The sequence below is a fragment of the Williamsia sp. Leaf354 genome, assembly GCF_001424365.1.
Lineage (GTDB): Bacteria > Actinomycetota > Actinomycetes > Mycobacteriales > Mycobacteriaceae > Williamsia_A.
In genome coordinates this window covers 101,733-114,337 of the sequence record NZ_LMPL01000005.1, presented here as the reverse complement: position 1 = coordinate 114,337, position 12,605 = coordinate 101,733, and the positions used below count along the sequence as shown (strand labels likewise).

At 67.2% G+C, this 12,605-nt stretch carries 21 protein-coding genes; 18 read left to right on the top strand and 3 right to left on the bottom strand.

Features of this window, described 5'->3' with window-relative positions; translation table 11 throughout:
- Window position 1 precedes the first annotated feature (1 nt).
- Together rplE and ASG12_RS17540 are read left to right on the top strand one after the other, a co-directional pair.
- On the top strand, window positions 2-583 hold the full coding sequence (gene rplE / locus ASG12_RS17545; RefSeq protein WP_055792507.1) for a 50S ribosomal protein L5: 582 nt from the start codon (window positions 2-4) through the stop codon (window positions 581-583).
- A 1-nt stretch (window position 584) separates the two neighbouring features.
- The gene (locus tag ASG12_RS17540) at window positions 585-770 is read left to right on the top strand and encodes a type Z 30S ribosomal protein S14 (RefSeq protein ID WP_045823673.1); all 186 of its coding nucleotides are present in this window, start codon (window positions 585-587) and stop codon (window positions 768-770) included.
- Window positions 771-943: 173 nt separating this feature from the next.
- On the opposite strand, the gene ASG12_RS17535 is transcribed toward ASG12_RS17540, so the two are convergent.
- Window positions 944-1,540, bottom strand: coding sequence for a DUF4262 domain-containing protein (locus tag ASG12_RS17535; protein WP_055792504.1), 597 nt, complete (start codon window positions 1,538-1,540; stop codon window positions 944-946).
- Window positions 1,541-1,739: 199 nt separating this feature from the next.
- Between ASG12_RS17535 and ASG12_RS17530 the strand changes: the two genes are divergently transcribed.
- From ASG12_RS17530 to map, 10 genes are all read left to right on the top strand, one after another.
- Entirely contained in the window at window positions 1,740-2,411 is a 672-nt protein-coding gene (locus ASG12_RS17530; RefSeq protein WP_055792499.1) for an EthD domain-containing protein, read from the top strand.
- A gap of 316 nt (window positions 2,412-2,727) precedes the next feature.
- Window positions 2,728-3,126: a 30S ribosomal protein S8 gene (gene rpsH, locus ASG12_RS17525; RefSeq protein WP_045823670.1), complete on the top strand. Its 399-nt coding sequence runs from the start codon at window positions 2,728-2,730 to the stop codon at window positions 3,124-3,126.
- Window positions 3,127-3,138: 12 nt separating this feature from the next.
- On the top strand, window positions 3,139-3,675 hold the full coding sequence (gene rplF, locus ASG12_RS17520) for a 50S ribosomal protein L6 (protein WP_055792496.1): 537 nt from the start codon (window positions 3,139-3,141) through the stop codon (window positions 3,673-3,675).
- Window position 3,676: 1 nt separating this feature from the next.
- Entirely contained in the window at window positions 3,677-4,081 is a 405-nt protein-coding gene (rplR, locus tag ASG12_RS17515) for a 50S ribosomal protein L18 (protein WP_045823668.1), read from the top strand.
- 49 nt (window positions 4,082-4,130) lie between these two features.
- The gene (gene rpsE / locus ASG12_RS17510; protein ID WP_045823667.1) at window positions 4,131-4,817 is read left to right on the top strand and encodes a 30S ribosomal protein S5; all 687 of its coding nucleotides are present in this window, start codon (window positions 4,131-4,133) and stop codon (window positions 4,815-4,817) included.
- A 5-nt stretch (window positions 4,818-4,822) separates the two neighbouring features.
- Window positions 4,823-5,002: a 50S ribosomal protein L30 gene (rpmD, locus tag ASG12_RS17505; RefSeq protein WP_045823666.1), complete on the top strand. Its 180-nt coding sequence runs from the start codon at window positions 4,823-4,825 to the stop codon at window positions 5,000-5,002.
- A 2-nt stretch (window positions 5,003-5,004) separates the two neighbouring features.
- A complete protein-coding gene (gene rplO, locus ASG12_RS17500; RefSeq protein WP_045823665.1) occupies window positions 5,005-5,445 on the top strand; it encodes a 50S ribosomal protein L15 in 441 nt (146 codons plus the stop codon).
- Window positions 5,446-5,719: 274 nt separating this feature from the next.
- Complete coding sequence (gene secY, locus ASG12_RS17495; RefSeq protein WP_045823664.1) at window positions 5,720-7,045, top strand: preprotein translocase subunit SecY; 1,326 nt, start codon at window positions 5,720-5,722, stop codon at window positions 7,043-7,045.
- Complete coding sequence (locus ASG12_RS17490) at window positions 7,042-7,587, top strand: adenylate kinase (protein ID WP_055792494.1); 546 nt, start codon at window positions 7,042-7,044, stop codon at window positions 7,585-7,587. The genes secY and ASG12_RS17490 overlap by 4 nt, the downstream gene beginning before the upstream one ends.
- An 11-nt stretch (window positions 7,588-7,598) precedes the next feature.
- Window positions 7,599-8,402, top strand: a complete 804-nt coding sequence (gene map, locus ASG12_RS17485) for a type I methionyl aminopeptidase (RefSeq protein ID WP_055792491.1) — start codon at window positions 7,599-7,601, stop codon at window positions 8,400-8,402.
- Between the two features lie 30 nt (window positions 8,403-8,432).
- Here the strand turns inward: map and ASG12_RS17480 are convergent, their stop codons facing one another.
- Both ASG12_RS17480 and dtd read right to left on the bottom strand, forming a co-directional pair.
- Window positions 8,433-8,957 (bottom strand): dihydrofolate reductase family protein, encoded by a 525-nt coding sequence (locus ASG12_RS17480; RefSeq protein WP_055792488.1) that lies wholly within the window; start codon window positions 8,955-8,957, stop codon window positions 8,433-8,435.
- Window positions 8,958-8,965: 8 nt separating this feature from the next.
- Window positions 8,966-9,403 carry a D-aminoacyl-tRNA deacylase gene (gene dtd / locus ASG12_RS17475; protein ID WP_055792485.1) on the bottom strand — a complete coding sequence of 146 codons (438 nt, stop codon included), beginning with the start codon at window positions 9,401-9,403 and terminating at the stop codon, window positions 8,966-8,968.
- Window positions 9,404-9,636: 233 nt separating this feature from the next.
- On the opposite strand from dtd, the gene ASG12_RS17470 reads away from it, so the two are divergent.
- The 6 genes from ASG12_RS17470 (at window position 9,637) to rpsK (ending at window position 12,594) form a co-directional block, all read left to right on the top strand.
- Entirely contained in the window at window positions 9,637-10,077 is a 441-nt protein-coding gene (locus ASG12_RS17470) for a hypothetical protein (RefSeq protein ID WP_156378163.1), read from the top strand.
- 51 nt (window positions 10,078-10,128) lie between these two features.
- Window positions 10,129-10,974, top strand: coding sequence for an LLM class F420-dependent oxidoreductase (locus ASG12_RS17465; protein ID WP_055792477.1), 846 nt, complete (start codon window positions 10,129-10,131; stop codon window positions 10,972-10,974).
- A 215-nt stretch (window positions 10,975-11,189) separates the two neighbouring features.
- Complete coding sequence (gene infA / locus ASG12_RS17460) at window positions 11,190-11,411, top strand: translation initiation factor IF-1 (RefSeq protein ID WP_007616247.1); 222 nt, start codon at window positions 11,190-11,192, stop codon at window positions 11,409-11,411.
- 90 nt (window positions 11,412-11,501) lie between these two features.
- A complete protein-coding gene (gene rpmJ / locus ASG12_RS17455; protein ID WP_013127970.1) occupies window positions 11,502-11,615 on the top strand; it encodes a 50S ribosomal protein L36 in 114 nt (37 codons plus the stop codon).
- 200 nt (window positions 11,616-11,815) lie between these two features.
- A complete protein-coding gene (rpsM, locus tag ASG12_RS17450) occupies window positions 11,816-12,184 on the top strand; it encodes a 30S ribosomal protein S13 (protein ID WP_045823657.1) in 369 nt (122 codons plus the stop codon).
- Entirely contained in the window at window positions 12,184-12,594 is a 411-nt protein-coding gene (gene rpsK, locus ASG12_RS17445) for a 30S ribosomal protein S11 (RefSeq protein ID WP_045823656.1), read from the top strand. Before rpsM ends, rpsK begins: the two co-directional genes overlap by 1 nt.
- Window positions 12,595-12,605 lie beyond the last annotated feature (11 nt).

Sequence of the window (12,605 nt, the reverse complement as noted above, 5' to 3'; positions counted from 1 at the left end):
CATGACCACCACCGAGAACAAGGTGCAGCCCCGTCTCAAGGCGCGCTACCGCGCCGAGATCAAGGACGCGCTGAACGAAGAGTTCAAGTACGACAACGTCATGCAGATCCCCGGCGTGGTCAAGGTCGTGGTGAACATGGGTGTCGGTGACGCCGCCCGTGACGCCAAGCTGATCAACGGCGCGGTCAAGGACCTCGAGCTGATCACCGGCCAGAAGCCGGAGATCCGCAAGGCCCGCAAGTCGATCGCACAGTTCAAGCTGCGCGAGGGCATGCCCATCGGCGCGCGCGTCACCCTGCGTGGCGACCGCATGTGGGAGTTCCTCGACCGGCTCGTGTCGATCGCGCTTCCCCGTATCCGCGACTTCCGTGGCCTGTCGGACCGTCAGTTCGACGGCAACGGCAACTACACGTTCGGTCTCAACGAGCAGTCGATGTTCCACGAGATCAACATCGACAACATCGACCGGCCCCGCGGTATGGACATCACGGTGGTCACCACGGCAACCCTCGACGACGAAGGCCGCGCGCTGCTCCGTCACCTCGGGTTCCCGTTCAAAGACAACAGCGTGAAGGACAACTGACATGGCAAAGAAGGCTCTGGTCAACAAGGCCAACGCGAAGCCGAAGTTCAAGGTCCGCGGCTACACCCGGTGCAACCGCTGCGGCCGCCCGCACTCGGTGTACCGCAAGTTCGGCCTGTGCCGAATCTGCCTGCGCGAGATGGCGCACGCCGGCGAGCTGCCCGGTGTGCAGAAGTCGAGCTGGTGACACCGCGTTACTGATCTGACGGCGAGGGCCCGAGTCCGTACGGACTCGGGCCTTCGTCGTTTCCGCGTCCCGTCAACCGGTGTCGGTGACGGAGATCGTCCGTCCACAGGCCCGGTTCCGGCGCCATGCCGGAGGCGGGACCCTGGTCGGACGATCTCAGCAGCCTCCGCGCGTCATCGGCGATTCTTCTTGCGCCGCTGCGCGCGGTTGGGACCGGTCGCCCTCGAGATGACGCGTGGGCCGACGTCACGCGCGAATCCCTCGACCCCCTTCAGGTACTGGTCGGCCGGCCGCAGCGAATACAGCTGCTCCCAGGGATAGAACCCGTGATCGTCGGGCCACACCACCTGCAGCACAGGGCTGTTCGGGAAGAGCGCACGATGCACGCGGAGATCGGTGGTGTCGACGGCCTCGACGAGTGTCACCGCGAGGTCGACGCTCTCGGTGTAGATCTCGGTCTTCTCGGCCACCAGGCGCTTCCACGACCGCACGTCGAGTTCTTCGGTGACATCGCAGAGCACCTCGACGGCGTCCTCGGCGCCGAGGCCGTACACCGCGAGTTCCGGCTCGCCGATGAGCGACCGGCCACTGGTGTACGCACACGGACACGCGGCGGCGCGAGCGTCCGGATCCTTCGCGTGCGTTGCACACAGATCTTCGACCACGGTGACCGCCAGGCCGAAGTTCCGGATGCGGCTGATCGTGTCGCGCACCACGGGATCGTCGTGCCAGCGGGGCATTCCGGGCAAGCTCGGTTGCGGGTCGGTCATGTCGGTCTCCTTCGTTCGGGGAGCTCGAGCGGACCATCGGCCACCGACGAATCGAACCGTCCGGCAGCCGGTTCGGATCGGGTTGTCCACAGATCGGCTGTTGTCGGCATCCAGCGCGGAGATCGTCCGAACGGTGCGACACCGTGGTTGTGTTGCCCACAACGGCCCGCTGCTCGGACGATCTCCGTAGGTTCAGGCCATGGCCAAGCTGATCTACGTGGTGTGGGGCAGCGGACTCGGTGGGCTCCTGACCGATCCCGACACCCGCGCCGCGCTGCGGGTGGCGGGTGCGACGCGGCTGCAGATCAACATCGGGGGCACGCCGGAACTCGACGGCGCGATGACGCTGTCGACCCTCACGCCGCCGATCGACGCCGTGGTGAGCGTGTGGACCGACTCCGACCCGACACCGGTGGCCGACGTTCTCGTCGACCGCACCGACCGCGTCGTCGGGTGGGAGGTCGTCGAACGTCGGCCGATCGAACCGCCGCCGACACCCGACGGGGAACCGGCCGACGCGATGGCGAACGTCGCCTTCCTGCGACGACCGGCGTCGATCGACCGCGACGAGTGGCTCCGCCGCTGGCTCGACGACCACACGCCGGTCGCGATCGCCACCCAGGCCACCTCCGGCTACATCCAGAACATCGTGGTGCGATCGGTCACCGCCGACACCGAACAGGTCGACGCCGTCGTGGAGGAACTGTTCCCCCTCGCCGCGGCCCGCGACCTCCACGCGTTCTACGGCAGCGGGGGAGACGACGCCGAGCTCACCCGCCGTATGACCGCGATGCTCGACAGCGTCGTCCGGATCGGCGCCCACGAGAACATCGACGTCGTGCCGACCCGGCGCACCGTGTTCGAGTCCTGACGTGCGATTTGGCGTGGTCGGCGCCGATCCCTACACTAGAACGGTTGCCCGGACTCGGGCGCGCTGTCGCGTGCCTTCCGTCTCTCGAGGTGACCACACAATTTTCGAACGTCACAGCTCGAAATTGCCGGTGGTGCTCACGCATCACCGGGGTACCACCCCTCACCGGCGATCGTCGGTGAGGACATGCACAACACGCTTCGTAGCAGGCCCACGACGTGACGTGAGAGGCCGCCGGCCGCCCTTTGAGGGCGACGACGGAACCGACACGCGCGTGCTGCATGGGAACCGCCACGAGAAAGGTTGACGGTCACTCATGACCATGACTGATCCGATCGCAGACTTCTTGACACGTCTGCGTAACGCCAACTCGGCGTTCCATGACGAGGTGACCCTGCCGTCGTCGAAGATCAAGGTGAACATCGCCGAGATCCTCAAGCGCGAGGGCTACATCACCGAGTTCCGTACCGAGGACGCGGCGGTGGGCAAGAGCCTCGTCGTCACCCTCAAGTACGGCCCCAGCCGTGAGCGGAGCATCGCCGGCCTGCGCCGCGTCTCCAAGCCCGGACTGCGGGTCTACGCAAAGTCCACCAACATGCCGAAGGTGCTCGGCGGCCTCGGCGTGGCCATCATCTCCACGTCCTCGGGCCTGCTGACCGATCGCCAGGCAGCCAACCAGGGCGTCGGCGGCGAAGTCCTCGCCTACGTCTGGTAAGGGGCCAACACAATGTCGCGTATTGGAAAGAACCCGGTCGCCATCCCGGCCGGAGTCGACGTGAAGATCGACGGGCAGGCCGTCTCGGTCAAGGGCCCCAAGGGTGAGCTCTCGCTGACCGTGGCCGAGCCCATCACGATCGCCAACGAGGACGGCACCATCGTGGTGACCCGCCCCAACGACGAGCGCCGCAACCGCTCGCTGCACGGACTGAGCCGCACCCTGGTGGCGAACCTGGTCACCGGTGTGACCCAGGGCTACACCACGAAGATGGAGATCTTCGGTGTCGGTTACCGCGTGCAGCTCAAGGGCAAGGACCTCGAGTTCGCCCTCGGTTACAGCCATCCGGTGCCGATCGAGGCCCCCGAGGGCATCACCTTCGCGGTGGAGTCCCCGACCAAGTTCTCGGTTTCGGGCATCGACAAGCAGCAGGTCGGGCAGATCTCGGCCAACATTCGCCGCCTGCGGCGTCCGGACCCCTACAAGGGCAAGGGCATCCGCTACGAGGGTGAGCAGATCCGCCGCAAGGTCGGAAAGACGGGTAAGTGACATGACTGAAACCAGCACCACCACCAAGCGCGTGCCGGTCGGCAAAGATGTGTCGACCCGCCGCCGTCGGTCCACGAGCCGTCGCCACTTCCGGCTGCGCAAGAAGATCAGCGGCACCCCGCAGCGACCGCGTCTCGTGGTCAAGCGGTCGTCGCGGCACATCCACGTCCAGCTGATCGACGACCTGGCCGGCAACACCCTTGCCGCCGCGTCGACGATCGAGGCCGACGTGCGCAGTGCCGGCGGCGACAAGTCGGCGCAGAGCCGCAAGGTCGGCGAGCTGATCGCCGCCCGCGCCAAGGCCGCGGGTGTCGAGACGGTCGTCTTCGACCGTGGCGGGCACGACTACCACGGACGGATCGCGGCACTCGCCGACGCCGCCCGCGAGGGAGGCCTGCAGTTCTGATGACCACCACATACACCAGCACTCTCAGTGCACACGGAAGGACCATCTGATGCCGGGACGTCAACGGCGTGACGGCGGAACCGGACCCGCCACCAGCACCGATCCGAACGCACCCGCGACCGCGGGCGCAGCCGACAACCGAGGCGGCGGCGACCGTCGCGGTGGCGGCGGCGACCGTCGTGGCGGTGGCCGCGACGGCCAGCGCGGCGGACGCGAGCAGGACAAGAACCGGCTCGAGCGCGTCGTCGCCATCAACCGCGTCTCCAAGGTCGTGAAGGGTGGACGTCGGTTCTCCTTCACCGCCCTCGTGGTCGTCGGTGACGGCCAGGGCATGGTCGGCGTCGGCTACGGCAAGGCCAAAGAGGTCCCGGCCGCCATCCAGAAGGGCGTCGAAGAGGCTCAGAAGAACTTCTTCCGCGTCCCGCTGATCGGCTCCACCGTCACCCACCCGGTCCAGGGTGAGGCGGCTGCCGGTGTCGTCATGCTGCGTCCGGCCTCGCCCGGTACCGGTGTGATCGCCGGCGGCGCGGTGCGTGCCGTGCTCGAGTGCGCGGGCGTCCACGACGTCCTCGCCAAGAGCCTCGGCAGTGACAACGCCATCAACGTCGTCCACGCCACCGTGGCCGCACTGAAGATGCTGCAGCGTCCCGAAGAGGTCGCGGCCCGCCGCGGCCTGCCCATCGAAGACGTCGCACCCGCGGGCATGCTGCGGGCGCGCGCCGGACAGGGAGTGTGACCGACATGGCAGAGCTGAAGATCACCCAGATCAAGGGCACGGTCGGAACCAAGAGCAACCAGCGTGACAGCCTGCGGACCCTCGGACTGAGGAAGATCCGTCAGACCGTCACCCGCGAGGACACCCCGGCCAACCGCGGCCTCATCAACGTGGTGCGCCACCTCGTGACAGTCGAAGAGGTTTAGTCATGACCATCAAGCTCCACCACCTTCGCCCCGCACCGGGTGCGAAGACCGAGAAGACACGCGTCGGTCGCGGTGAGGGATCCAAGGGTAAGACCGCCGGTCGCGGCACCAAGGGCACCAAAGCGCGCAAGAACGTCCCGGCCGCCTTCGAGGGCGGGCAGATGCCGATCCACATGCGACTGCCCAAGCTCAAGGGCTTCACCAACCGCAACCGCGTCGAGTACCAGGTCGTGAACCTGGGCGACATCGCGCGGCTGTTCCCCGAGGGGGGCACCATCGGCGTCGACGACCTCGTCGCCAAGGGTGCGGTCCGCAAGAACGAGTTGGTCAAGGTCCTCGGCGACGGCGACCTGTCGGTTGCCGTGCAGGTCACCGCCAACAAGTTCTCCTCCTCGGCAACCGAGAAGATCAGCGCAGCAGGTGGCAGCACCACGGTGCTGTGACACCGAGGTCTCCCGTGGTGTCCGACGTTCAGACGGGCACCACGGGGACCACTGTTAGAGTTCAAGAGTTGTCCGGTCACCGCCCGACACCCGAGTCGCTCGGGGCCGGAACGGAGACCACCGTGATCACCGCCGATCGTCCTCGCGCCCCGCGCAAGGAGTTTCGGCCGACCATAACGACTGATCACCCCTGTGCGACTGCGTCGACCACGGTTTCCCGTGGGTCCGGCGTGATGCCGCAGGCAGGCGCGTGCTCGTTCGGCAGGAGGAATTAGTGCGTTCCGCCTTTGTCTCGGCCATCCGGACACAGGACCTGAGACGGAAGATCCTCTTCGTCATCGGGATCATCATCCTGTACCGCCTGGGCGCGACCATCCCCTCACCCGGTGTCGACTACCGCCAGGTGCGTTCCTGCCTCGACGAGGTCTCGCGCGGCGATTCGGCCGGCATCTACTCGCTGATCAACATGTTCTCCGGCGGCGCTCTCCTGCAGCTGTCGGTGTTCGCGATCGGCATCATGCCGTACATCACCGCCAGCATCATCGTGCAGCTCCTCACCGTGGTGATCCCCCGGTTCGAGCAGCTGCGCAAGGAAGGCCAGTCCGGCCAGGCCAAGATGACGCAGTACACCCGCTACCTGACGGTGGCGCTGGCATTGCTGCAGTCGACCGGCATCGTGGCCCTGGCCGATCGTGGCGACCTGCTGCGTGACTGCTCCACCGGCAGCGAGATCCTCCGCGACAAGTCGATCTTCGGCCTCATCATCATCGTGCTCGTCATGACCGCCGGCGCCTGTGTCGTCATGTGGTTCGGCGAGCTGATCACCGAGCGCGGCATCGGCAACGGCATGTCGCTGATGATCTTCGCCGGCATCGCCGCCCGGATCCCGGCCGAGGGCAAGCAGATCCTCGACACCCGCGGAGGCCTCGTGTTCGCGCTGGTGCTCGTCGCGGCCCTGGCCATCATCGCCGGCGTCGTGTTCATCGAGCAGGGCCAACGCCGAATACCCGTGCAGTACGCCAAACGCATGGTCGGCAGGAAGATGTACGGCGGGTCCTCGACCTATCTACCGTTGAAGGTCAACCAGGCCGGCGTCATCCCCGTCATCTTCGCGTCGTCGCTGCTGTACCTGCCCAACCTCATCGTGCAGCTCACGCAGAGCAGCACCGGTGAGCAGCCCACGTGGCAGCGGCTGATCCAGACCTACCTGGTGAACCCCAGCAACGGCGTCTACATCGCCGTGTACTTCCTGATGATCATCTTCTTCACGTACTTCTACGTGGCGGTGACGTTCAACCCGCAGGAACGTGCCGACGAGATGAAGAAGTACGGCGGCTTCATCCCCGGCATCCGTCCGGGCCAGCCGACGGCCGATTACCTCGGCTACGTGCTCAGTCGCATCACGCTGCCCGGCTCCATCTACCTCGGCGTCATCGCGGTCCTGCCCAACCTGTTCCTCGAGATCGGCAACAGCGGCGGTGTGCAGAACCTGCCGTTCGGTGGCACCGCGGTGTTGATCATGGTCGGTGTCGGACTCGACACCGTGAAGCAGATCAACAGCCAGCTGATGCAGCGCAAGTACGAAGGGTTCCTGAAGTGAGACTCGTGATCCTGGGCCCTCCCGGCGCCGGCAAGGGAACGCAGGCCGAGATGCTCTCGGAGAGCCTCGGCATCCCACACATCTCCACCGGTGACCTGTTCCGCGCGAACATCACCGAGGGCACGCCGGTCGGCATCGAGGCCAAGAAGTACCTCGACGCCGGCAACCTGGTGCCGTCGGAGATCACCGTCGACATGGTGCGCGCCCGGGTCGCCGAGCCCGACGCCACGGAGGGCTTCATCCTCGACGGGTTCCCCCGCTCGACCGAGCAGGCCGATGCGTTGGAGCACATCCTGTCCGACCTGGGCGGCAAGCTCGACGCCGTGCTGTCGTTCGAGGTCGACGAGGACGTCGTGGTCGAGCGCATGCTCGCCCGTGGACGCGCCGACGACACCGAGGACGTCATCCGCAACCGCATGCAGGTCTACATCAAGGAGACCTCGCCGCTGCTCGACTACTACGGCGAGCAGGTCACCGTCATCGACGCGATCGGTGACGTGGGCGAGGTCCACCAGCGTGTGCTGCGCGCGCTCAACCCCTGAGTTCGACTGACATGGGTCTGCGCAAACAGAAGGTCGTCCCGTTCAAGTCCGCCGGTGAGCTCGACGCCATGGAGGCGGCCGGCCGGATCGTCGGACAGGCGCTCGTCGCGGTCCGCGAGGCCGCCAAGGTCGGCGTCAGCACGCTCGAGCTCGACGAGATCGCCGAGACCGTGATCCGCGAGGCGAACGCGGTCCCGTCGTTCAAGGGCTATCACGGGTTCCCCGGATCGATCTGCAGCTCCGTGAACGACGTCGTCGTGCACGGCATCCCCTCGAAGGACATCGTGCTCGCCGAGGGTGACCTGGTGTCGATCGACTGCGGCGCGATCCTCGATGGCTGGCACGGCGATTCGGCGTGGACGTTCGGCGTCGGCGACCTCAGCGAGGCCGATGCGGCGCTCAGCGAGGCGACGCGGACGTCGATGCTCGCCGGTGTCGCCGCGATGATCGCGGGCAACAAGCTCACCGACGTCTCCCACGCGATCGAGGTCGCCACGCGTGAGGCCGAGAAGACCCACGGCCGTCCGTTCGGCATCGTGGCCGGCTACGGCGGACACGGCATCGGCACGCAGATGCACATGGAGCCGTTCCTCGCCAACGAGGGCAAGCCCAACCGTGGACCCGGGCTCGTGGTCGGCAGCACGCTGGCCATCGAACCGATGCTGACCCTCGGCACCGTCGAGACCTCGGTCCTCGACGACGACTGGACCATCGTCACCGACGACGGCTCGCGGGCCGCCCACTGGGAGCACACCGTCGCGGTCACCGCCGACGGCCCCCGCATCCTCACGCCGCGGCCCGACCCCACTTCGTAGTCCCCGCCGCGTAGATCTCGGTCTGCGCGCTCAGGCCCGCAGCCATCGCGCCCCGACGAAGTCGCGGTTGCGCCCGGTGTCGGCCAGCGTCCACTCCGACCGCACCGGCAACACCGGGCGTCCGGAGCCCAGCGTGCAGGGCGCGAAGTGCACCCACATCTCGTCGATGAGACCCGCCGCGACGTACTGCGCGGCGAGGTCGCCGCCGCCGACCACCCACACGTGGTTCGCGCCCGCGGCCTCGAGTAGTCGGGGATGCAGGTCGGTGACCGCGCCGGAGAACGCCTGCACGCCATCGTGATCGCGGCGGACGATCTCGGGTCGGTGCGTCACGACCCACGCAGGCATCTCATACGGCCAGGCGCCGTCCTCGTGCTCGACGACCCACTCGTACGTCGTCGCACCCATCACGATCGCGCCGATGCCGGCGATGAACGGCGTGTAGCCGCCGAACCCGTCGGTGTCGATGTCGCGCGAGGTCAGCCAGTCGAGGCTGCCGTCGTCGTCGACGATGAAGCCGTCGAGGCTCGATGCGGTGTAGTAGATCGTCGACACACGGGACCTCACATCTCGATCTGGATGGTCACCGGTCCGTCGTTGACGCTGTGCACGCGCATGTGGGCACCGAACCGGCCGGTGGCCACCGTAGCGCCGAGATCGGACAAAGCGGTCGCGAATCGTTCGACGACGGGCTCGGCCACCGCGCCCGGGGCCGCCGCGTTCCACGACGGTCGACGCCCCTTCGCCACGTTCGCGTAGAGGGTGAACTGACTGATCACGAGTATCGGGGCGTCGAGGTCGGCCGCCGACCGTTCGCCGTCGAGGATGCGCAGCCGCCAGACCTTGTCGGCCAGCGCGATCGCGGTGTCGTCGGTGTCGTCGTGGGTGACGCCCACCAGCACCACCAGCCCCTGCGCGCCGTCCCGGAGGTCGAGCCGTCCGACGATCTCGTCGTCGATCTCGACGTGTGCCGCCGTCACCCGTGTCACCACTGCGCGCATGGGAACCGACGCTAGCCCGTGGAGCATCTTCGGCACGCTCGGTGGAAGGTTGTGGCACGGTCGGCGGGGGAGACCCGCTACCCCGCCGACCGCGCCTTCAGTCGCCGTCGACTGTGCCGAAAAGTGTCGCCGACCGTGCCGACATCTCCGATCGCGTCAAGATCGCGCGGCTCCGCGTCAGGATCGCGTTCAGATCCTGGCGCCCGCCCGGGGCCGGGGGTGATGGTGAGACCGTGACCACCGCGCAGCGCATCCGTCCGACCTGTACCTCCGACATCGCGCTGTCGGCGCGCGGGGTGGTCGTCGTCCCCGTCGACGACGTCGCGGCGCCGTGCCACGAGGCCATCGTGCGCGCACGATGCTTCGGTCGGATGGTCCGTGCGGTGCACGTGTGTCCCGCCGGTGCCGATCACCAGGAGCTGCGGCGGTGCTGGCAGACCGCGCACCCGCTCGTCGACCTGGTGATCATCGACGCCCGATCCCACGAGAGGTCCGCGACCCTCATCGCCGACTGGGTGGAGGTGATGAGCTCGGTCGACGATCTGTTGGTCGTCCTCGCCGACGGCGCCGAGGCCGGCGACGCCCACGCGGTGTCGACAGATCTGGCCACCGCGCTCGACGCCGCACTGGTCACGTCGCCGAAGGTGCTCGTCGCCCACCTGCACGTCGGCTGATCCGACGCCGGCGGCGGAAGCAAACGACCGGACCCGGGGTTGAGTGATGACATGACCACAGCGACGGGCAGACACGCGTTCGGCACCCATGGCATCTGGGCCCCCTTCTCCGGGGTCACCGGCGATCAGGCCGGGCGTATCGAGCAACTCGGCTACGGCACCATCTGGCTGGGCGGGTCGCCGACGTCGCTGACCCCCGCTCGGCGCCTGCTCGAGGCGACGTCGGGCATCCGGGTGGCCACCGGTATCACCAACATCTGGAACACCGACCCCGCGGCCATCGCCGGGGAGTTCGCCGACCTCGACAAGGACTTCCCGGGCCGGTTCTACCTGGGTGTGGGTGTCGGTCACCGCGAGGCCACGCAGGAGTACGCCTCGCCGTACGACTCGATGGTCGACTACCTCGACGTCCTCGACGCGAACGGTCTGCCCGTCGAGCGTCGAGTGCTCGCCGCGCTGGGACCGAAGATGCTGCGCCTGGCCGCCGACCGGTCGCTGGGCGCCCACCCGTACCTGACGACCCCCGACCACACGCGGTACGCGCGCGAGCAGATTGGCGCCGCCGCGTTCCTCGCACCCGAACAGAAGATCGTGCTCGAGACCGACGCGGTCACCGCCCGCGAGATCGGCCGCCCGCCGGTGGAGAACCCCTATCTGCACCTGCGCAACTACGTGGCCAACCTCAAGCGACTCGGCTACACCGACGCCGACATCGACAACGGTGGCAGCGACGCCCTCATCGACGACCTGGTCGCCCACGGCGACGCCGACACCGTGCGCGCCAAGGTCGACGCGCACCTCGCGGCCGGCGCCGACCATGTCGCGATCCAGGTGCTCGGTGCCCCGGGGGAGAAGGCAGACATCACCGATGTCCTGGAGATGCTGCCCGCGGGCTGACCTGCGATTTGGAGGGGCGCGCGCAGAGAGCGTAAAGTGGATCGCTGGTGCGCTTCGCGCCGGTACTGCCGTGTCCACAGGTTGTCGATCGTGGACTCGGTTCCGGCGAATCGGCTCGGTGATCAGCAGTCTCGCTCACATCGCCGGCCGACGTGCGTACCGACACGGTAAACGAGATGTCGTCGCCTCGTGCGGCGGCAGAGATTGTGGAGGACATGGCCAAGAAAGACGGCGCCATCGAGGTCGAAGGCCGCGTGGTCGAGCCCCTGCCGAATGCGATGTTCCGCATCGAGCTGGAGAACGGTCACAAGGTGCTCGCGCACATCAGCGGCAAGATGCGGCAGCACTACATCCGCATCCTGCCCGAGGACCGCGTGGTCGTGGAGCTCTCGCCCTACGACCTCGCCCGCGGTCGGATCGTTTACCGCTACAAGTAGCGACTTCCCGGGTATCCACCCGGGTGGCACCACCCCCGACGGCGCGCTCCGGCGTGCCCGAGGAACCCCACCACCGAGAGGCACAACGACGTGAAGGTCAACCCGAGCGTCAAGCCGATCTGTGAGAAGTGCAAGGTGATCCGCCGCAACGGCCGGGTCATGGTGATCTGCGACAACCTGCGCCACAAGCAGCGTCAGGGCTGATCTGCACTCGATACGACCATCGCGTCGCATCACAGATCGCTTGAGTACGAACAACTGAATATCGAGCACCACCATGAAACTTCCAGCACCAGCAAGGGCACATGCGCCCTCGCCCACCTCCGGAACGAAGGCCGGAGCCCCGAATCTCGACTCGCGGGGACGGACTGGGAGCAGACCTTCGAAACGAAAAGGAATGCCAGATGGCACGTGTTTCTGGTGTCGATCTCCCGCGTGAGAAGCGCTTGGAGATCGCACTGACCTACATCTACGGGGTGGGTCGTACCACTTCCAAGGAGATCTTGGCCGGCACCGGGCTCAGCCCGGACCTGCGCGCCAAGGACCTGACCGACGCCGATGTCGCGAAGCTTCGCGAGTACATCGAGGCCTCGGTGAAGGTCGAGGGTGACCTGCGTCGCGAGGTGCAGGGCGATATCCGTCGCAAGATCGAGATCGGCTGCTACCAGGGGATCCGGCATCGCCGCGGTCTGCCCGTCCGTGGACAGCGCACCAAGACCAACGCCCGCACCCGTAAGGGACCCAAGAAGACCATCGCCGGGAAGAAGAAGTAATGCCCCCCAAGTCACGTACTGCGGGCCCCAAGAAGGGCACGTCGCGTCGCCGCGAGAAGAAGAACGTCCCGCTCGGGCAGGCGCACATCAAGTCCACGTTCAACAACACGATCGTGTCGATCACCGACCCGGCCGGAAACGTCATCTCATGGGCGTCCTCGGGCCACGTCGGCTTCAAGGGTTCGCGTAAGAGCACCCCGTTCGCCGCGCAGCTCGCTGCCGAGAACGCCGCCCGCAAGGCCCAGGAGAACGGCGTCAAGAAGGTCGACGTCTTCGTGAAGGGCCCGGGTTCGGGCCGAGAGACCGCGATCCGTTCGCTTCAGGCCGCCGGCCTCGAGGTGGGCACGATCTCCGACGTCACCCCCGCCCCCCACAACGGCTGCCGCCCGCCCAAGCGGCGCCGCGTCTAAGCGGGAAAGGT